The sequence below is a fragment of the Vibrio sp. vnigr-6D03 genome (genome assembly GCF_002835515.1).
GTDB lineage: Bacteria > Pseudomonadota > Gammaproteobacteria > Enterobacterales > Vibrionaceae > Vibrio > Vibrio penaeicida.
On the sequence record NZ_PIZL01000007.1, the window covers coordinates 134,895 to 154,506 of the forward strand.

At 44.2% G+C, this 19,612-nt stretch carries 20 protein-coding genes; 9 read left to right on the top strand and 11 right to left on the bottom strand.

Features of this window, described 5'->3' with window-relative positions; all coding sequences use genetic code 11:
• Position 1: 1 nt before the first annotated feature.
• The gene (locus CW749_RS06400; RefSeq protein ID WP_101111204.1) at positions 2-472 is read left to right on the top strand and encodes a TIGR02444 family protein; all 471 of its coding nucleotides are present in this window, start codon (positions 2-4) and stop codon (positions 470-472) included.
• Here the strand turns inward: CW749_RS06400 and CW749_RS06405 are convergent.
• Complete coding sequence (locus CW749_RS06405; RefSeq protein WP_180958335.1) at positions 430-912, bottom strand: pyridoxamine 5'-phosphate oxidase family protein; 483 nt, start codon at positions 910-912, stop codon at positions 430-432. The two genes, CW749_RS06400 and CW749_RS06405, sit on opposite strands and share 43 nt — an antisense overlap.
• 5 nt (positions 913-917) lie before the next feature.
• The gene (locus CW749_RS06410) at positions 918-1,514 is read right to left on the bottom strand and encodes a LysE family translocator (protein ID WP_101111206.1); all 597 of its coding nucleotides are present in this window, start codon (positions 1,512-1,514) and stop codon (positions 918-920) included.
• A 121-nt stretch (positions 1,515-1,635) separates the two neighbouring features.
• Between CW749_RS06410 and CW749_RS06415 the strand changes: the two genes are divergently transcribed.
• The 6 genes from CW749_RS06415 to crp all read left to right on the top strand — a co-directional run bounded on the left by CW749_RS06415 (position 1,636) and on the right by crp (position 6,169).
• Complete coding sequence (locus CW749_RS06415) at positions 1,636-2,580, top strand: PLP-dependent aminotransferase family protein (protein WP_343232551.1); 945 nt, start codon at positions 1,636-1,638, stop codon at positions 2,578-2,580.
• 30 nt (positions 2,581-2,610) lie between these two features.
• Complete coding sequence (locus CW749_RS28570) at positions 2,611-3,027, top strand: hypothetical protein (RefSeq protein ID WP_343232552.1); 417 nt, start codon at positions 2,611-2,613, stop codon at positions 3,025-3,027.
• A complete protein-coding gene (locus tag CW749_RS06420) occupies positions 3,024-4,040 on the top strand; it encodes a hydrolase (protein WP_101111207.1) in 1,017 nt (338 codons plus the stop codon). The genes CW749_RS28570 and CW749_RS06420 overlap by 4 nt, the downstream gene beginning before the upstream one ends.
• A gap of 15 nt (positions 4,041-4,055) precedes the next feature.
• Positions 4,056-4,268, top strand: a complete 213-nt coding sequence (locus tag CW749_RS06425) for a YheU family protein (protein ID WP_101111208.1) — start codon at positions 4,056-4,058, stop codon at positions 4,266-4,268.
• A 155-nt stretch (positions 4,269-4,423) separates the two neighbouring features.
• Positions 4,424-5,293 carry a phosphoribulokinase gene (locus CW749_RS06430; protein WP_101111209.1) on the top strand — a complete coding sequence of 290 codons (870 nt, stop codon included), beginning with the start codon at positions 4,424-4,426 and terminating at the stop codon, positions 5,291-5,293.
• A 243-nt stretch (positions 5,294-5,536) separates the two neighbouring features.
• Positions 5,537-6,169, top strand: a complete 633-nt coding sequence (crp, locus tag CW749_RS06435; RefSeq protein ID WP_101111210.1) for a cAMP-activated global transcriptional regulator CRP — start codon at positions 5,537-5,539, stop codon at positions 6,167-6,169.
• A gap of 97 nt (positions 6,170-6,266) precedes the next feature.
• Here crp and rlmB read toward each other — a convergent pair whose 3' ends face one another.
• Together rlmB and rnr are read right to left on the bottom strand one after the other, a co-directional pair.
• Positions 6,267-7,004: a 23S rRNA (guanosine(2251)-2'-O)-methyltransferase RlmB gene (gene rlmB, locus CW749_RS06440; RefSeq protein ID WP_101111211.1), complete on the bottom strand. Its 738-nt coding sequence runs from the start codon at positions 7,002-7,004 to the stop codon at positions 6,267-6,269.
• A gap of 17 nt (positions 7,005-7,021) precedes the next feature.
• Positions 7,022-9,481, bottom strand: a complete 2,460-nt coding sequence (gene rnr, locus CW749_RS06445) for a ribonuclease R (RefSeq protein ID WP_101111212.1) — start codon at positions 9,479-9,481, stop codon at positions 7,022-7,024.
• A gap of 276 nt (positions 9,482-9,757) precedes the next feature.
• Between rnr and CW749_RS06450 the strand changes: the two genes are divergently transcribed.
• Positions 9,758-11,608, top strand: coding sequence for a DUF3413 domain-containing protein (locus CW749_RS06450; RefSeq protein WP_101111213.1), 1,851 nt, complete (start codon positions 9,758-9,760; stop codon positions 11,606-11,608).
• A 65-nt stretch (positions 11,609-11,673) separates the two neighbouring features.
• On the opposite strand, the gene nsrR is transcribed toward CW749_RS06450, so the two are convergent.
• Positions 11,674-12,096 (bottom strand): nitric oxide-sensing transcriptional repressor NsrR, encoded by a 423-nt coding sequence (gene nsrR / locus CW749_RS06455; protein ID WP_101111214.1) that lies wholly within the window; start codon positions 12,094-12,096, stop codon positions 11,674-11,676.
• Positions 12,097-12,207: 111 nt separating this feature from the next.
• On the opposite strand from nsrR, the gene hmpA reads away from it, so the two are divergent.
• Complete coding sequence (hmpA, locus tag CW749_RS06460; protein WP_101111215.1) at positions 12,208-13,380, top strand: NO-inducible flavohemoprotein; 1,173 nt, start codon at positions 12,208-12,210, stop codon at positions 13,378-13,380.
• Between the two features lie 47 nt (positions 13,381-13,427).
• Here hmpA and CW749_RS06465 read toward each other — a convergent pair whose 3' ends face one another.
• The 6 genes from CW749_RS06465 to hflX form a co-directional block, all read right to left on the bottom strand.
• Complete coding sequence (locus CW749_RS06465) at positions 13,428-14,066, bottom strand: tetratricopeptide repeat protein (protein WP_101111216.1); 639 nt, start codon at positions 14,064-14,066, stop codon at positions 13,428-13,430.
• A 178-nt stretch (positions 14,067-14,244) separates the two neighbouring features.
• Positions 14,245-15,561 (bottom strand): adenylosuccinate synthase, encoded by a 1,317-nt coding sequence (locus CW749_RS06470; protein WP_101111217.1) that lies wholly within the window; start codon positions 15,559-15,561, stop codon positions 14,245-14,247.
• A gap of 199 nt (positions 15,562-15,760) precedes the next feature.
• Positions 15,761-15,946 (bottom strand): DUF2065 domain-containing protein, encoded by a 186-nt coding sequence (locus CW749_RS06475; protein WP_101111218.1) that lies wholly within the window; start codon positions 15,944-15,946, stop codon positions 15,761-15,763.
• A 76-nt stretch (positions 15,947-16,022) separates the two neighbouring features.
• On the bottom strand, positions 16,023-17,072 hold the full coding sequence (gene hflC / locus CW749_RS06480) for a protease modulator HflC (RefSeq protein ID WP_101111219.1): 1,050 nt from the start codon (positions 17,070-17,072) through the stop codon (positions 16,023-16,025).
• Between the two features lie 2 nt (positions 17,073-17,074).
• Positions 17,075-18,256 carry an FtsH protease activity modulator HflK gene (gene hflK / locus CW749_RS06485; protein ID WP_101111220.1) on the bottom strand — a complete coding sequence of 394 codons (1,182 nt, stop codon included), beginning with the start codon at positions 18,254-18,256 and terminating at the stop codon, positions 17,075-17,077.
• Between the two features lie 45 nt (positions 18,257-18,301).
• Positions 18,302-19,591 (bottom strand): ribosome rescue GTPase HflX, encoded by a 1,290-nt coding sequence (gene hflX / locus CW749_RS06490; RefSeq protein WP_101111221.1) that lies wholly within the window; start codon positions 19,589-19,591, stop codon positions 18,302-18,304.
• Between the last annotated feature and the right edge of the window lie 21 nt (positions 19,592-19,612).

Consider the following 19,612-nt stretch of genomic DNA (forward strand, 5'->3'; position numbering starts at 1 on the left):
AATGCCCAAAGACACGCAATTAATGTCGCTCACTTTAGAACGTTTGTGGCAATTTAGCCTACAGTACTACAGTGTGCGTCAGGTAAAAGAAGCGTGTCTTACTCTTCAAAACCAGTACCAAGGAAATGTAAACCTTCTTTTATTGCTGAAATGGCTGGACGAGCAGAAGCTGGCTTTTGATAAAGAAGACTGGCACCTAGTACAAGATTGCCTGATTCGATCCGAGAACTTATTGGTAAATTACCGAGAACTGCGGCGTAAATCCAAGTCTCACCTGCCCGATACACTCTACCGAGAAACCTTGCAATTTGAATTGCTGCTGGAAAAACAGCAGCAATCTGATTTAGTTGATTGCCTCAATAACCTCAAACTGTCAGCAAACCATGGCGATTCTATGGTGAGTACATATTGCCAATACCTACAAGCCGATCACTTAATTTCATTTTTTGAAGATTCATCTTCTACTGGCTGAACCCCATAAGACGCCATCGCGTCGGCTACTTTCTCTTCCACACTTTGCTCTGGTTTTACCCAATAACTTGGTGCAATCACGGAAGAAATACTGGATATTTCAATGGTAATAATCCCTTTCAATGGGAAATTACCCGCTTTTTGAACCAGTATTCGTTCGCTCTCCAAGACAGATTCCCCCCGCCAACGTGCGTATTTTCCTTTTCCAGTTAATTTAACGCCGCGCTGGCGAAAAATATCCAACATACAAACGCAAACATTAGCGTTTTCCCTCAAATTCGTTACGGACTGAGGAGAGGCAATATCTGCGATCAATAACGTATTTGAATCCACTAAATGAAAAATTTCTTTTGGTGAGACATTAGGTTGCCCTGATAAATCAGACGTTGATAGCCAGCAAAGAACGCTGTTTTTAGCAATATCATTCAAATCAAATTGCATCGGCATCACCAAATAAACACAACACAACTAGCGGTAAGCAAACCCATAGTGACATTAAAACACTTCCACGCAGTGACACTCGACAGCCATCGTCGAATCAAAGTACCGAAACCCACCCACACTGATGACGTATGCAGCTGTACAAGCCAAAAAATCATTCCCATAGCCACAACAGACCACCAGAATTGGTCACCCGAAAATGAAAAGGTCCCTACAGCGGTAAGTGACATGATCCAAGCTTTAGGGTTAAGGTACTGGAACAGTGCTGCTTCAAACAGAGTCATTGGCCTTGAACTATCATCATCGCGACCTGTTGGTGGCGCTGCTGTGCCAATTCGCCACGCCAAAAGCAGTAAATAGGCACTGGATGCCACTCTCAGTATTTGCTGCACTTCCGGGTAACGTTCAAACACAACACCAAGCCCTGCCGCAATCAAGATCATTTGAGTCAAAAGCCCAAAGCCAATTCCAACAAAGTGTGGCACCGTTCGGCGGTACCCAAAGTTAGCTCCCGAAGCCGTCAACATAACGTTATTAGGCCCCGGGGTTCCAGTCATCACGGTTGCAAACAATGCGACCGAGGTAAAAAACTGCCAATCCATAAATTTGCTCCTCTTCACATTGTATCGATACAATTTGGTATTTAAGTTGAATAATTAAAATTGTGTGCACATATTGACCATAACAATGGAATAATCTCAGTGCAAAAGGTTTATTGTCACCATGACAATTGAAACAATCATCGTCGATAAAACGTTATCCTCCCCTTTGTATCATCAAGTGGCGGATGCCATTGCTCTGCAAATAGAAGAAGGCATCATCCGTGCTAACGATAAACTGCCAACCCATAGGGCATTAGCGGATAAGTTAGGGGTTACAGTTGGTACCATTACTCGTGCCTATGCAGAAGCCGAAAGGCGAGGGTTAGTCGAAGCGCGCGTGGGTGCTGGTACCTATATTCGAGATAATTCGAAAGCCAATTGGGTATTTGAAGAGAGTGTGGAAGAAGCCGAAGAGTGTAATTTTGGCTACAACATTCCCCCTTTACTGGATAGAGCCGGTATTTTGTCGGAAGCAATGAATTCTCTATCTCACAATAACGCGGCGTTGAATCAATTTATGCTGTACCAAAAACCTACAGGTATCGATTCGCATCGCATGATCGTAGCCAACTGGCTGAAAACCCAAGGGGTTCATGTGCAAGCTCAAAAGCTGTTGTTTAGTAGTGGAGCACAACACGCGATTCAAATGGTACTAAGCGCATTTACGCGAGCGGGAGATACCATTTTATGTGAGAAACTCACCTACCCAGGACTACTGAGTTTGGCGCGGCAAAACCAGTTGTCTTTAAAAGGCGTAGATATGGATGAAGAAGGCATTACGCCTACCGCTTTAGAGTCTGCATGTAAACAGAACCAGTCAGCGCGCTTTATCTACCTTACACCCACTCTGCAAAACCCAACCACCGCGACAATGAGTGTGGAGAGACGTGAAGCCATTCTTAACGTCTGTAAACAATACCAAGTCATTGCTATTGAAGACGACGTTAACGGTCTATTGCCAAAACAAGCGCCCCCTCCTTTGGTTAATTCTATGCCAGAACAAGTTATCCATATTGGTGCTTTTTCTAAATGTTTAGCACCGGGGCTGCGTGTAGGTTTCGTGTAAGCACCTGATCATTTGTATCAGCAATTGAGTATGACATTGCAAAACCATAGCTGGATGATCAGCCCACTGTTGACCGCATTAACGTGCCAAATGATACAAACCAACCAAGCCGAACATGTCATAGACACCATACGTAAAGAAATGGATGTTAGGCTCGCACTGGCAAAGCAATACCTTGGTTCGTTCGATATCAGCTACCAGAAAGATTGTTTCCATTTGTGGTTAACGCTTCCAGAGCAATGGCGATTAAGTGATTTCGTTCAACAAGCGGCTTCAAGGAATGTCATTATCAAATCAGGGGAGCTTTTTGTCCCTCCTGGTGGTGCCGTTCCTCCAGCTATTCGTTTATCTCTCAGTTCACCAGTTACTCACCAACAATTGGAACAAGGGCTTAACGTTCTGGCAGAATTACTTCACAGTAACCCTATTTCGGACTTTTCATTATGATCCCATTTAAACCCGCATTTGGGTTAAGCAATGCGCACATTCAAACGTTAGTCTCACGCTTTATCCGACGTAAGCCGTTGTTTGAACCAATAAGAGAAAGGCTTGAGCTGCCCGATGGTGATTTTGTTGATCTGGCGTGGAGTGAAGCCCCTACAGCCAACACCTCCAAACCCATATTTATTTTATTTCATGGTTTAGAAGGCAGTTTTGATAGCCCTTATGCCAATGGATTAATGCACGCATTTGCAAAAGAAGGGTGGTTAGCAGTAATGATGCATTTTCGTGGTTGCAGTGGTGAGCCAAACCGACTCCCTCGAGCCTACCACTCGGGTGAAACAGAGGATGCTCGCTTTTTCATCGAACACCTAACACAACGTTTTCCTCGGCAAGTAAAAGTAGCAGTAGGTGTCTCCTTAGGGGGGAATATGCTGGTCAACTACCTCGCAAAGTACACAGAAAACACTCTGCTTAATGCGGCATCGGTTGTGTCCGCTCCACTGGATTTATTGGCATGTTCTCAGCGCATTAATCGAGGCTTTTCCAAAGTGTATCAAAGCTACCTGCTCTCATCACTCAAAGAGAATGCCGTCGCTAAGCTGCCCTTAGTTCAGAAAGTCTTGCCCCTTACAGAAAGAGAAGTCAACGAGATTGATTCCATGTTTGATTTCGATGACGTCATTACCTCTCGGTTGCATGGATTTGAGGATGCACACCATTATTATCAAACTTGTTCTGGGCTTCCGATGCTCAAAAGAATTCGGATTCCAACGGACATCATTCATGCACAAGACGATCCTTTCATGACAGAAGCGGTTATTCCAACTACGCCTCTTCCTGAACATGTGAAGTACCATTTGCTCCCTAAAGGTGGGCATGTAGGATTTGTTAGTGGTCACCTCTTTAAGCCAACGTTTTGGTTAGAAGAAGCATTACCTGAAAATTTTTCTCATTACTTAAAAGAGGAAGCCTGTAACGCGCAGAGTGCGATTAATGGTAAGATTGCGACGACATAAAATTTTGAGGTATTTATGATCGTCCCTTGGGAACAAATTGAGACTGATACACTCACGAATTTAATTAAAGAGTTCGTACTAAGAGAAGGTACTGATTACGGTGCCAGTGAAATCAGCCTAAATGAAAAAGTGGACCATGTGCGTGCTCAACTGCAAAGTGGTCAAGCGGTTGTCGTGTTTTCTGAGCTTCATGAAACGGTTGATATACAAGTACATCCCAGTCGCTGAAATCAAGCGTTGCCTCAAGCTCCGATTCATTGAGTTCAAGTAAAAGTGCCCCTAATGGGTGTTTCATTCGATTACGTGATTAGGGCAGTGTTTATTATTTATACCGCTTCCCCTACACTGATTCCCTATAACGATAACTAGAGACAAGGACAGTCATGTCAGCAAAACACCCAATCATTGCCGTTACAGGCTCGTCAGGCGCGGGAACCACCACCACTTCTGAAGCGTTTCGCAAGATGTTCAATATGATGAACGTCAAATCAGCGTTAGTCGAAGGGGATAGCTTTCACCGATTTACGCGCCCAGAGATGGACGTGGAAATTCGCAAAGCAAAAGAGCAAGGTCGACATATAAGCTATTTTGGCCCTCAAGCAAACGACTTCCCCGCATTGGAACAGTTTTTCCGAACTTATGGCGAAAAAGGTTCGGGACAAGTTAGGCGTTATTTACACTCATTTGATGAAGCAGTACCTTACAACCAAATGCCCGGTACATTTACTCCGTGGCAACAACTGCCTGAAAACTCCGATGTTCTATTCTACGAGGGGTTACATGGCGGCGTAATGGATGGCGATGTCAATGTATCCCAACATGTTGATCTACTGATTGGCATGGTACCTATTGTAAACCTCGAATGGATCCAGAAGTTTGTGCGTGACACACGCGACAGAGGGCACTCTAAAGAAGCGGTTACAGACTCTATAGTGCGTTCGATGGACGACTATTTAAACTACATTACGCCACAATTTTCGCGTACACACATAAACTTTCAGCGTGTCCCTACTGTAGATACTTCTAATCCTCTTGCCGCAAAAGGCATCCCCAGTTTAGATGAAAGTTTTGTTGTCATCCGACTTCGCGGCATTAAAAACGTCGACTATCCATACCTACTGTCTATGATTCAAGGGTCATTCATGTCGCGTCATAACACGCTTGTTGTACCCGGCGGGAAGATGAGTTTTGCCATGGAATTGATCGTCCAACCGATACTTCAACAGCTCATCGAAACCGGTAAAATCGGCTAGTGATAAAAAGAAAAGTATGCAAAGTTGCCATAGCGTGATCATGTGCACATTTTTGCTTAGATAAACCCAGCCGCGTACCGATCAAAGTCAAGAAATCGTTTCAGAAAAAGGATACTATTTCTAACCGAAACATATGATAGCTTGCAGCATCAACTATAACACCCTATTCTAAATGACCAGTTCAATCTGGCTCAGTCGATACGGAAAGCTGCTGAGCAAACCCTGCAGAGGAAGAAAGATATTATGGTTCTAGGTAAACCTCAAACCGATCCAACATTAGAGTGGTTCCTTTCACACTGTCATATTCACAAGTACCCTTCTAAGAGTACTCTGATTCATGCGGGTGAAAAGGCAGAGACCCTGTACTACATCGTGAAAGGTTCTGTTGCCGTGCTTATCAAGGATGAAGAAGGCAAAGAGATGATCTTGTCTTACCTCAACCAAGGCGATTTCATTGGTGAACTTGGTCTATTTGAAGAAGACCAAGAACGTACCGCTTGGGTGCGTGCAAAAACACCATGTGAAGTAGCAGAAATTTCGTTTAAGAAGTTCCGTCAGTTAATTCAAGTTAACCCTGATATTCTGATGCGCCTTTCTTCTCAAATGGCTAACCGTCTTCAAACTACTAGCCAAAAAGTAGGCGACCTTGCTTTCCTAGACGTTACTGGCCGTATCGCTCAGACACTTCTGAACTTAGCGAAACAACCAGATGCGATGACGCACCCAGATGGCATGCAAATCAAGATTACACGCCAGGAAATTGGTCAGATTGTTGGCTGTTCACGTGAAACCGTTGGTCGTATCTTGAAGATGCTGGAAGAGCAAAACCTGATTTCAGCACACGGTAAAACTATCGTGGTATACGGAACGCGTTAATAAAGAAAGCGTTTCGATTAAGAATAAAAAAAACCACCAACATCGTTGGTGGTTTTTTATTTCTTTTGCTTATCTCTGATGAAGAGGGCAACAAGCTCTAAAGAGAGCGTTGCCTTACCGCTTCAAACAAGCAAATCCCAGAAGCTACTGAAACATTCAGGCTAGACACACTTCCAGCCATCGGGATCTTAATCAAGTCATCGCACGTTTCACGCGTCAAACGTCGCATACCATCACCTTCTGCCCCCATAACAACCGCTAACGGACCAGAAAGCTTCGCTTGATAAATGTCGTGAGTGGCTTCACCTGCCGTCCCCACAAACCAAACACCTTGTTCTTGCAACGCGCGCATGGTTCGAGCGAGATTGGTGACTCGCACTAACGGTACCGTCTCTGCTGCGCCACATGCGACCTTACTTACCGTTGCCGTTAAAGGAGATGAACGATCCTTCGGAACGATGACGGCGGCAACACCAGCCGCATCGGCATTCCTTAAACAAGCACCAAGGTTATGTGGGTCTGTTACGCCATCTAACACTAATAAAAGCGGCTGTTCGTGTTGAGCTAAGATTCCATCTAAATCATTTTCATTCAATTGCTTAGCGGGTTTAACACGTGCAATGATACCTTGATGGTTTGCACCACTGGCTTTGTCATCCAACGCTTTTCTGCCCATTTGCTGAATGGATACTCCAACATTTTGCAATTCATTCAGCAACGGCAGCAGTCGCTCGTCTTGACGACCTTTTAAAACGTATGCCTCAATAAAGCGCACCGGATCTTTTTCCAGCACCGCTTTTACGGCATGAATGCCATAAATAAATTCGTTACTCATTACCTGACCTGTTCAGATTATTTCTGTTTTCCCTGAGACTTTCGATTTTTCGCTCGGGACTTCTTCTTGCGCGCTTTTTCAGATTTACTCTTCTTTTTCGCAGAGGAAGACTCTTTCGAACCATCGGGACGCTTAGTTGGTTCAACCATCGCTTTCGCTTTTGCACCCGGCTTTCTCGATTTTACTGTTGCCTTCTTTTTACTGTGCGCTTTTTTATCAGACTGCGCCGCACGCTTCTTGGCTGTTTTGCCTTTTCCGCGTAGCTTACGGCTTGTTTCGACCAATTCAAAGTCAATTTGACGATCGTCTAAATTCACCGACAACACTTTTACTTTTACAGCATCGCCTAAACGATAGATATTACCGAAGCTTTCACCAATAAGCCTTTGACCAATTGGATCAAATTGATAGTAATCATTTGCAAGGGAAGAGATATGCACAAGACCATCAATGTGAAGCTCAGTTAGACGTACAAAAAAACCAAAGCCCGTAACATTGGCAATCACACCATCCAACTCTTCACCGACATGATCTTGCATGTATTCACATTTCAGCCAATCTGACACGTCACGCGTGGCATCATCAGCACGACGTTCGGTCATGGAGCACTGCTCACCATACACATCCATATCGTCAAAGGAATAATGGAAACCACCGGTTGGGGTCCAGCGATCGGTATTGCGACCTTCCTCCTTGGCAATCAGGTACTTAATAGCACGATGCAGTAACAGATCGGGGTAGCGACGAATAGGCGATGTAAAGTGCGCGTATCGTTTTAGTGCCAGGCCAAAGTGACCCGCATTATCGGCATTGTAAACCGCTTGCTTCATTGAACGAAGCAGCATGGTCTGAATAAGCTCTTTATCCTGACGCTCACCGATTTGTTTCATCAGGCTGGCGTAATCTGTAGGAGAAGGTTCTAAGCCACCCGTTAGGTTAAGCCCAAGCTCACCAAGGAAATCTCGAAACCCTTGCAGACGCTCTTCTCCAGGAGTTTCGTGGATACGATACAGCGAAGGCTCTTTTGCTTTTTCAACCAAAGACGCCGAGGCAATATTGGCTAAAATCATGCATTCTTCGATGATCTTATGCGCATCATTCCGAACCACTGGCTCAATGCGATCAATCTTACGGTCCGGGTTGAAGATAAACTTAGCTTCTACTGTTTCAAATTCAATGGCGCCACGACTATCACGAGCTTGCTTCAGAACGCCATACATTTTATGAAGCTCTTCTAAATGCGAAACCAGTGGTTGGTATCGTTCACGGAGTTCTTCATCTCCATCCAAGATAGCACCAACTTTGTTGTACGTTAGGCGAGCATGAGAATTCATGACAGCTTCGTAGTGCTTGTATCCAGATAACTTCCCTGAAGCAGAAATCGTCATTTCGCATACCATGCACAAACGATCAACTTGCGGGTTTAAGGAGCACAGCCCGTTAGACAGCACCTCAGGGAGCATAGGAACAACCTGCGATGGAAAATAAACGGAGTTACCTCGATTGATGGCTTCTTTATCCAGAGCCGTATTCGGGCGAACATAATAGCTCACATCTGCAATCGCCACCCAAAGGCGCCAACCGCCGCTGCGCTTCGCTTCGCAGTAAACGGCATCATCGAAATCTCGAGCGTCTTCTCCATCTATTGTGACCAATGGCAATTCACGTAAATCGACTCGCCCTTTCTTTGCTTCTTCTGGGACGTGTTCCGTTAGGTCGGCAATTTGTTTGTCGACCTCTTCCGGCCAAACATCAGGAATTTGATGGGTTCGAATGGCAATTTGGGTTTCCATGCCTGGTGCCATATTTTCACCAAGCACTTCCAATATTTTTCCTGTCATACCTCGAGAGCGGCTTGCACGGCTTGTAATTTCGATGACGACGACATTTCCCATCCGAGCTCCACAACGGTGCTCTTTAGGGATCAGGATATCTTGGCTGATTCGGGAGTCATCAGGCACCACATACGAGTACTCGTGCTCCATAAAGTAACGACCAACAATTTGGGTCTTGCGCTCTTCCAATATCCGAACAAGGCGTCCTTCTTTACGACCGCGCTTATCTGTCCCTGTCGGCTGTACTAATACGTAATCACCATGGATGATGGTTTTCATCTGGTGATGAGGCAGCAAAATATCATTATCTCTTCCTTTGCTACCTTCTGGTCTTACCCATCCAAATCCGTCTTTGTGTCCAATCACATGCCCTTTAGCCAGCTCAAGTTTTTCTGGCAATACGTAACATTGACGGCGAGTAAATACCAACTGCCCATCACGCTCCATCGCACGTAAACGTCGACGAAGCCCTTCATACTGCTCTTCCCCTTTTAGCTCCAGTGCGTCAAATAAATCGTTTCGATTCATCGGCACATTTGCCTGAGTCAGAAATTCAATAATGAACTCCCGGCTAGGAATCGGGTTTTCATATTTACCGGATTCGCGCTCAGCAAAAGGATCAATGGGAGTGTTTTGAGACATAAGCAGGCCTGCTATAGATTGGATAGATCTTAAGTATATCTAAATCTGACGGTTACCGACAGCGCACACCGCTTTCTCAGGAAATATATCGTCACGTACGAGCAATCCACTACAAGTCAGTTATCCGTCATATTGGTCAAATTGTGACAATTCAGTGGCACATATATTCAGCTAAACAAAAGTTAGGCAATATATAAACAAAGCAAATACCTGCTTGAAACTTTGTATGGTTCTTTTGTAAGATGCGCGACTCTCTTTGTTCGTCCAATAATATTTATGTCATTTTCTAAACTTCGCGAGAATCTTCGCTTTAACTCGCGGTGGATTTTTTGCCTTTTAATATTGAACGCTGTTTTATTATCAGCGATAGGCATCCCTTATGTAAGCTGGATGGATATTCCAGAAGGTAGCTGGCTATCCTACCCTTACATTTTTTCTACCCAAATTGGGCTGTTTGGTCTGATGGCGTTGCTGTGCTCGCTTCCTTCTCTATTACTAATCTGGCTGCCAACACGGCTCTTTAGATGCATAGCCGTATTACCTTTCATCGTCACCGCAATACTAGTTGCTGTCGATACCCAGGTGTATAACCAATATCGCTTTCATCTAAATGGCTTTGTCTTTGAGTTGCTGATTCAAGGTGGAGACCAAATCATTGATGTGTCATGGTTTACATTACTCGTTGGCGGGGTGGTCGCCTTTGGCCTTATCAACGCTATTATCATGACTATTGTTTTAGCAAACCGTTGGATTGAAACAAAGAAACGCTACTTGTTACTTGGAATCACGGTTTGGTTTAGCTGCTTGGTATTCAGCCAATTTACTCATGCTTGGAAATACGCCAATTTCGATCAAGTGATACCGAGTTACAGCCATCACTGGCCACTATATTTGCCATTAACCGCAAATGATTACCTTGAAGATAACGGCTGGGTAGAGCAACAAGCAGGACGCGATGCTCATACAAAAATTGATCACCAAAAAGTAACCAACTTGAACTACCCGTTGAAACCCATTCAGCAGGCTGAAAATGCAAAAACACCTAATATCTTGATGATCGTATTGGATGCATGGCGTTTTGATGATGCCAATGTGCAGGTAACACCAAATATTGAACAATTTGGTCAGAGAAGTTTAGTGTTTAAAGAGCACCTTAGCGGTGGCAACTCGACCCAAATGGGGATATTTAGCTTATTCTATGGCATCCCTTCCACCTATTGGGATGCGGTACGCTCTGGCCAGCAGCAGCCCGTGTTAATGGAGACCTTGCACTCAAAGAATTACGAAATGTCCATCCACGGATCTGCGCCTTTACATAGCCCACCATTCGATCGCACAGTATTTGCTGGCGTGAAAGATTTAACCGTTACCACACCAGGTAATACGCCAGCAGAGCGCGATCGTAAAATCACAGACGACTTCTTACAGTTCTTGGAAAAACGAGATCCAAACAAGCCTTACTTTGGATTCATGTTTTACGATGCCGCGCACGGGACTTCTTTTCCAGCAGAGATGGAGACACCTTTTACGCCTTATTGGGATCGCGTCGATCACGTTAAATTAAACAATGACTTCGACCCAACAGAGTACCGTAACCGCTATAGAAACTCGCTGTACTACATCGACAAATTGGTCGGGGAAATATTGGACGAGTTGGAAGCATCAGGTGAATTGGAAAATACCATCATCGTTATTACGTCTGATCACGGTGAAGAATTTAACGATTACAAAAAGAACTATTGGGGACACGGCAGCAACTACGCTCCCGCTCAGGTTCACGTTCCGTTCTACTTATATCACCCTGAAAAAGAAGCCGATATTATTCACACCAGAACCAGTCATCTAGATGTAGCGCCAACATTAATGAAGCAGCCATTGAGTGTGTCGAACGATGTTCGTGATTATAGTGTTGGAGAAGATTTGTTCACCACGAACAGACAAGAAAACTGGGTTATTGTCGGCAGTTACATGGATTATGGAATTGTGGGCGGAAATGAAATTATCGTCAATCGACCGGGTGGCTATACGGAAATCACCGACCTAAAGCTCAACAAAAAAGCTGAGCGTACTATGCCAAACCGTGAATTAACAAAACTGCTTCAGCAAATGTCTGTATATGCAAAGTGATTGCTTACGGAAATACTAGAAGCTAAAACGATAAGACGAGAGTATAAGCGCACTTAGCCGTCCGCTTATCTTTTTAATAAAATGAGAAGCTCAGCGTTGTCGCTCAACATATCGGCGATCGTACAATGGTCCAGCTCTGCTAAAAAAGCCAATTTTGCACGTGCCAGATGCGCTTTCAGTTTACACGCTGGCGTAATATGGCAAAAATCCGGTGCGCAGTTCACCACGTCTAAAGGCTCGATATCCCTTACCACATTTCCTATAACAATGGTTTCTGCTGGGCGACCTAAGCATATCCCACCATTTTTACCACGAATCGTTTTCACGTAACCAAGCTGACCTAGCTTATTAATAATCTTAACCATATGATTTTTAGACACATCAAAAGTGTCACTGACCTTTTGGATGCTCGTCAATTCACCCGCAGGCAAAGAAGCCAGATATATCAAGGCGCGAATACCAAAATCGGTAAAGTTCGTAAGTTGCAAATCAATTTCCTCTTGTCTGAGTAAATTGTAAATCTTCCATTGACTAAAAGATATATTTTAGATACAACTTTAAACATGCATTATAAATACATGTTTAAATAGGAAGCCCAAATGCTCAAGCAATCAACCATAGATATCGTAAAATCCACAGCACCACTTTTAGCCCAAACGGGTCCAGCTTTAACCGCACATTTCTACAATAGAATGTTTACCCACAACCCTGAATTAAATGACATATTTAACCTAACTCACCAAGAAAATGGAGCGCAAAGAGAGGCGTTATTCAATGCTGTACATGGGTACGCGGCAAACATTGACAATATTGAAGTGCTTCTTCCTGTCGTTGAAAAAATAGCCCAGAAACACACAAGTTTTAATATCACTGAAGAGCAATACCAAATCGTTGGTAGCCACCTTCTGGCAACCATAGATGAGTTGTTCACACCTGGTCAGGAAGTTTTAGACGCTTGGGGAGAAGCTTACGGATTCTTAGCTCAAGTGTTTATCGATCGGGAGGAAACAATCTACTCTGAGACGGAAGCAAAAACAGGGGGATGGCGCGGTACCCGAGAGTTTGTACTAAAAGAGAAGCACAAAGAAAGTGCCGTCATCACCAGCTTTGTTTTTGAACCCGTAGATCAGCAACCAGTCGTTGATTTTATACCTGGGCAGTATGTAGGCATTTATTTAACACCAGAGCAATTTGAATACCAAGAAATCAGACAATACAGTTTGTCAGATACACCAAATGGCAACAGCTATAGGATTTCGGTAAAGCGCGAATCAGAAGGTGTTGTTTCAAACTTCTTACACGACCACTTGAATGTTGGCGACACAGTTAAGCTGGCACCACCGTGTGGAGACTTTTTTTTCACCAGTGATCAGTTTACACCCGTCGCTCTCATTTCTGCGGGCGTTGGAGTCACTCCATTACTCTCAATGCTAGAAACGATAAAAAGTACTCATAAAGCCCCTATTCACTGGCTACATGCAGCAGAAAACCAAATTCATCATGCATTCTCTAAACGTGTAAACGAGCTAGAAAAGTCCTATGAATTCGTTAACCAATTCAATTGGTATCGAGAACATAAAGGGGAAGAAGGAGTGAGATCGGGGTTAATGGCGCTGGAACAGATCAAGGAACGTATTAACTGGGAAGAAACGGATTTCTATTTCTGCGGTCCTGTCGCCTTCATGCAGTTCGCAGCTAGTCAGCTATTGGAGCTAGGCGTGTCAAAAGAACGTATTCATTATGAATGCTTCGGTCCTCATAAGGTACTGTAAGCCTAACTGACAAAATCAACATGCCCGACACGTTGGGCATGTTGAATCTACCAGAATGTGGAACGTCGTTTTGCTCTCGCGATTATGTTTTCAGGCATACGTTGCTCTAGCCCTTGCCGCAACATAGAAATCCTTCGGTGTTGTCGTTTATCTGGTGTTACCGAATTATACAGCCACCGATAGGCGTCTTCATAATCCAAAGGGCTGCCATAGTCTCGAAGTAAAAGTTCAGCTAAATGAATTCGAGCGTTAATGTTCCCCATGGATGCTGCTTCTCGAAGGTAAGGAATAGCACGCTCTTTATCTTGCTGAACCAAAGTCCCTCTAGAATAATACCGCCCTATTTGCTCTAGAGCCGCAGGTAAACCTTGGTGTGCTGCATTTTCCATATAGTAGAGACCTAACTCCACATCTTGATCAACACATACTCCCCAAGCCAGCATATCGCCATATAGAAATTCATAAGCAGGCAGGCTTATTCGAGTCGCACGAGCAACGATATCCTCTACAAGCTGGCAACTGTCGGCCTTCACTCGCTCGAGATGTTTGTTCTTTTCAATCAGATTGATCAGTTCAGCTTCGGAGTAAACTGGCACTGGCCCCCCAATATGGCTATCTGCACTCGCAATGCCAACTCGGGAACACAATGCGAGTAACAACGAAGCCGTCACAGCTCGTAGTTTCATAATCGCACTCTTTATTCATACCGTGCTTTTGTATCGGCAATAACTGCTAACTCTTTAGACAAGTATTGCCGATCTTTGGCAATATTTTGCCAGAGAGCGAATAAAAAGTAATCGGAAAAGATATAAAAAATGCCAGCTTAAGTAAGCTGGCATTCTAAATTATCTAAAGTTCAGTTGGTTACGAGTTGAATGGGTGAACTTTGATGATGGTTTCATTGCGGTCAGGACCTGTAGAAACGATATCTACTGGTACACCTGTCAACTCTTCAATGCGCTTAATGTAGTCAAGAGCAGCTTGAGGAAGCGCATCGATTGACTTAGCACCGAAAGTAGTCTCAGACCAACCAGGCATGGTTTCGTAAATTGGCGTAGCTTCTTCAAATGATTCAGCAGCCATTGGCGAAACCTCTAGGATAGAGCCATCTTTCATCTTGTAACCAGTACAGATTTTCAGCTCTTCTAGACCGTCCAGTACGTCCAGCTTCGTTAAACAGAAACCAGAAATAGAGTTGATCTGAATTGCACGGCGCATCGCCACTGCATCAAACCAACCAGTACGGCGTAGGCGACCCGTTGTCGCACCAAACTCGTGACCTACATCACCTAGGTGTTTACCAACAGGATCTTGCTTATCTAGACCATCATACAGCTCGGTAGGGAAAGGACCTGAACCTACACGTGTACAATATGCCTTAGTAATACCAAGGATATAACCGATGTGACGAGGACCAAAACCAGAACCTGCTGCAACACCACCAGCTGTCGTGTTAGATGACGTTACATATGGGTAAGTACCATGGTCAATATCAAGTAGCGTACCTTGAGCACCTTCAAACATGATCTTATCACCACGCTTACGAGCAGCATCAAGTTCATCAGTCACGTCGATAACCATAGACGTTAGAAGGTCGGCATAGCTCATCGCTTGCTCAAGCACTTCTTCGTAACTTACTGGCTCAACTTTGTAGAAGTTCGCTAACTGGAAATTATGGTATTCCATAACTTCTTTCAGTTTCTCTGCGAATGCTTCTTTATCGAATAAATCACCCACACGAAGACCGCGACGAGCAACTTTATCTTCATAAGCAGGGCCGATACCACGACCTGTTGTACCAATTGCTTTTTTGCCAAGAGCGATTTCGCGCGCTTGATCAAGAGCAATGTGATAAGGAAGAATTAAAGGACAAGCTTCAGAAATGAAAAGACGCTCGCTCACTGGGATGCCACGCTCTTCAAGAGGTTTCATTTCTTTTAGAAGTGCTTCAGGTGATAGAACAACACCATTACCGATAACACATTTTACGTTATCGCGAAGAATACCTGATGGAATTAAATGAAGAACGGTTTTTTCACCGTCGATGACTAGAGTGTGACCTGCATTGTGACCGCCTTGGTAGCGAACCACGTATTTTGCATCTTCAGTTAAAAGGTCTACGATTTTACCTTTACCTTCGTCACCCCACTGGGTGCCTAGAACGACTACGTTATTTCCCATCTTTCCAAGTCTGATTGCTAGTTAAAAATGGATTCTAGCACCTTAAAATAAAAGATGCAGTCATTTTTTAGGCATAAAAGTGAAACACTTGCTTAACCTTATGTCCCGGAAGGAATAATAATCAAGTATTAGAATAATAACAGGCGAAAGCCCTTATATTTATAGTGAAAATCGTTGTGTACTAAGCTCTGAAAGGCATCTAAGCAAATACGTAAGCGATGACCGCTCCAGTCACAACTAAACAACCGCCAATTCTTCTCAGCTGATTATCTTCTTGATCGCTAAGCTGCTTGATCATATTACGCCACCCGTTAGGGGCAAGTAACGGACCAAGACCTTCAACAACGAGAACTAATCCAAGTGCAAGCCATAGGGAGTCTGACATAACGTATCTTCTTGATATTAGGTTAATGGGTACAAAAAAGCCCCTTTCGGGGCTTTATATATCTTATTTCTTGGCGCTACTTAGCTACTTGGCCTCTAGCGTCATTCATGTACTTGAAGAACTCACTGTTCGGGTCAAGCACAAGAATATCACTCTTACTGCTGAATGATTTCTCATACGCATTTAGAGAGCGAAGGAAGCTAAAGAATTCAGGATCTTTACTGTATGAATCAGAGTAAATCTTAGCAGCTCTCGCATCGGCTTCACCTCGTGTGACTCGCGCAGTTCTGTCTGCTTCAGCCAGCACGGTTGCCACTTCAAGTTCCGCTTGAGCACGAATAACTTCGGCTTTCTCACGACCTTGAGAACGGTGCTTACGCGCTACAGATTCACGCTCAGCACGCATACGACGATAGATGGATTCACTGATTTCATCTGGTAAGTTGATTTTCTTCATACGGAAGTCAACTACTTCAATACCTAAATCGTTACTTGCGCTTACGCGAGTATCGTTAAGTACATCAGCCATGATCTTGTCACGCTCACCGTCGATCTCTAGCGCTTGTTTAGCCGCTTCAGATGCTAACTCTTCGGTGTTCAAATCTTCTGGAAGTACATCGACATTTCGAGGACCAGATACAATCTGCTTGATCTCACGAGCACCGATTTCAGAACGAAGAACATCCGTTACTTTACGCTCAAGTAGTGCTTGAGCTGTCAGTGAGTCGCCGCCACCCGTTGCCAGGTAGTACTGACCAAAGTCATCAATTCTCCACTTAACGTAAGAATCGATGATCACGTCTTTTTTCTCAGATGTTACAAAACGGTCGGCACGTCCATCCATCGTTTGAATACGAGCATCAAGACGTTTTACGCGATCAAACAACGGTAATTTGAAATGCAGACCAGGGTTATAAATCTTTGAGATGATAACAGGTTCCCCGTTTTCATCTAGAACGTCTACAACTGTTTCTATGTCGTTTTCAACAACGGTTTCCGTTTTCGTGTCTTTTTGTACCTCACCGAAGCGGATTACAATACCCTTTTCACCTTCAGGAATCACAAACACAGACATGAGAAACAGCGCGAGTGCTACAACGAGTACAGGGATCATTAATTTACGCATAATTAGTATCTCCCTTGACGTGAGCCGTTAGAGCGAGACTGCGTAGATGATGAGGTATCAGTACGCTCTGATTCCAATTCAATCTGATCATATGCAGATGTCGATTTCGCCTTACGTTTAGTATTTGAAGCCTCTGCTGCCTGACCTGTAATCTTGTCGATTGGCAAGTACAGTAGGTTACCGCTAGACTCAGAGTCAATGAGAACCTTCGATGTACTGGTGTACACCTCTTCCATTGTATCTAAGTACAAACGATCACGAGTTACATCAGGAGCCGCTTGATATTCAGGCAGTAGCTTCTCAAATTGAGCAACCTGACCAAGAGCTTCATTGATTGTCCGTTCAGAGTAACCCAAAGCTTCTTTCTTCAAACGTTCTGAACGACCAGTCGCTTTAGGTAAGATTTCATTCTTATAAGCTTCTGCTTCACGAACAAAACGCTCTTCATCTTCTCGAGCCGCAATCGCGTCATCAAACGCATCTTTAACCTGCTCAGGTGGACGCGCTGATTGGAAGTTCACATCCACAACCACAATGCCCATATCGTAACCATCGATAATACGATTTAACGTTTCTTGCGTGCTTTGACGAATTTGCTGACGGCCACTCGTAAGAATGCTATCCATCAGGGAATCACCAATTACCGCACGAAGCGCTGAATCAGTAGCCTGACGCAAGCTGTCATCGGCATTAGTTACTGTATACAGATATTTGTATGGGTCAGAAACACGGTACTGAACACCCATTTCAACGGTTACAACGTTTTCATCTTTTGTAAGCATCAAGCCAGAAGCTCTTAGTGAGCGAATCGCTTGTACGTTAACCAGTTCATAAGAATCGATAAATTTAGGGTGCCACTTAAGACCAGGACCTTCGATACGGTCTTCTTTACCTAGGCGTAAAACAACAGAACGCTCTGCTTCGCCGACGGTGTAGAAACCAGACACTACCCAAATTACGATGGCAACAACTGCAATCAAACCTAAACCGATAGCACCACCGCCACCGATAGAAGCTCTGTTGCCTCCGCGCTTACCAAATTTTCCACCCAGTTTCTGACTCAGTTTATTAAACACTTCATCTAAATCTGGTGGACCTTGATCACGACCACGATTTTTATTCCCCCAAGGGTCTTTATCGCGGCCATTATCGCCGTTGTTATTTCCAGGCTCATTCCACGCCATTAGAAAGCTCCATCATTTGATATGACGTTATACTGTAGCAGTCCTTTAAGTAACTATAAAGTCACCTAAAACTGCCCCTTCTCTTTTTTCTAGTCTAGACCAATCTACTTGTTGCATTCGGACGTCGATCAGTAAGTTACCTTCCTTATCATACGCTTCTTGTTGAATACTTTTCAATTGGAAGAATGTACTTCGAAATTTCCCCTGATATTGGGGCGGAATTCGGAGGTGATACTGCACCATTTGACTAGCCAACCGTTTGGTTAGCGCATCAAACAACAGTTTCAAGCCTTCGCCTTCCATTGCCGAAACCCATACACGTTGAGGTATACCCTCTTCGTCATATTCAATTCTGGGTTTCTGACCTTCCATATTGTCAATCTTGTTCATGACGACGAGCATTGGCACCTCATGGGCATCAATCTCTTCTAGTACTTCATGAACAGCATGGATATTCTCACGAAAACGCTCGTCACTGGCATCGACAACATGTAACAAAATGTCAGCTTCTTGCGTTTCTTGTAATGTGGCTTTAAATGCAGCAACTAAGTCATGGGGAAGATGTCGGATAAATCCAACGGTATCCGCCAAAATAGCAACTCCCACATCGTCTAATTCAATCTTACGTAAAGTTGGGTCTAACGTAGCAAATAATTGATCCGCTGCGTAAACACCCGCTTCTGTGATCCGATTAAATAATGTCGATTTACCCGCATTGGTGTAACCGACCAAAGATAAGGTTGGGATTTCTGCACGATTACGAGCTCGGCGACCTTGCTCCCTTTGCTTCGCTACCTTATCAAGGCGTCGAAGAATGGCTTTTATACGATCACGCAATAAACGTCGGTCAGTTTCTAGCTGAGTTTCACCTGGTCCTCGAAGACCTATCCCACCTTTTTGTCGCTCCAAATGCGTCCAACCACGAATTAGGCGCGTCGAGAGATGGCGTAATTGAGCCAATTCGACTTGCAGCTTACCTTCATGGGTTCGAGCTCGTTGAGCAAAGATATCTAAGATCAGACCGGTTCGGTCCAATACACGACACTTAAAGAGTTGTTCGAGGTTTCTTTCTTGGGCAGGAGAAAGGGAGTGGTTAAAGATCACGATTTCAGCTCCAGCGCTTAGCACTGCTTGAGCAATTTCCTGAGCTTTACCCTCCCCGACATAGTATTTAGGGTGTGGGGACTGACGACTGCCTGTGACAACTTGCAGAACTTCAACCCCTGCGGACTTCACTAGCATTTCACATTCTGCTAGATCATCCCATTCACCTTCTTGCGTGAAGTTGATATGAACAAGTACAGCCTGTTCACCGGCTTCATAACGGTCAAACAAGCACTCAACTCCTTACTAAAG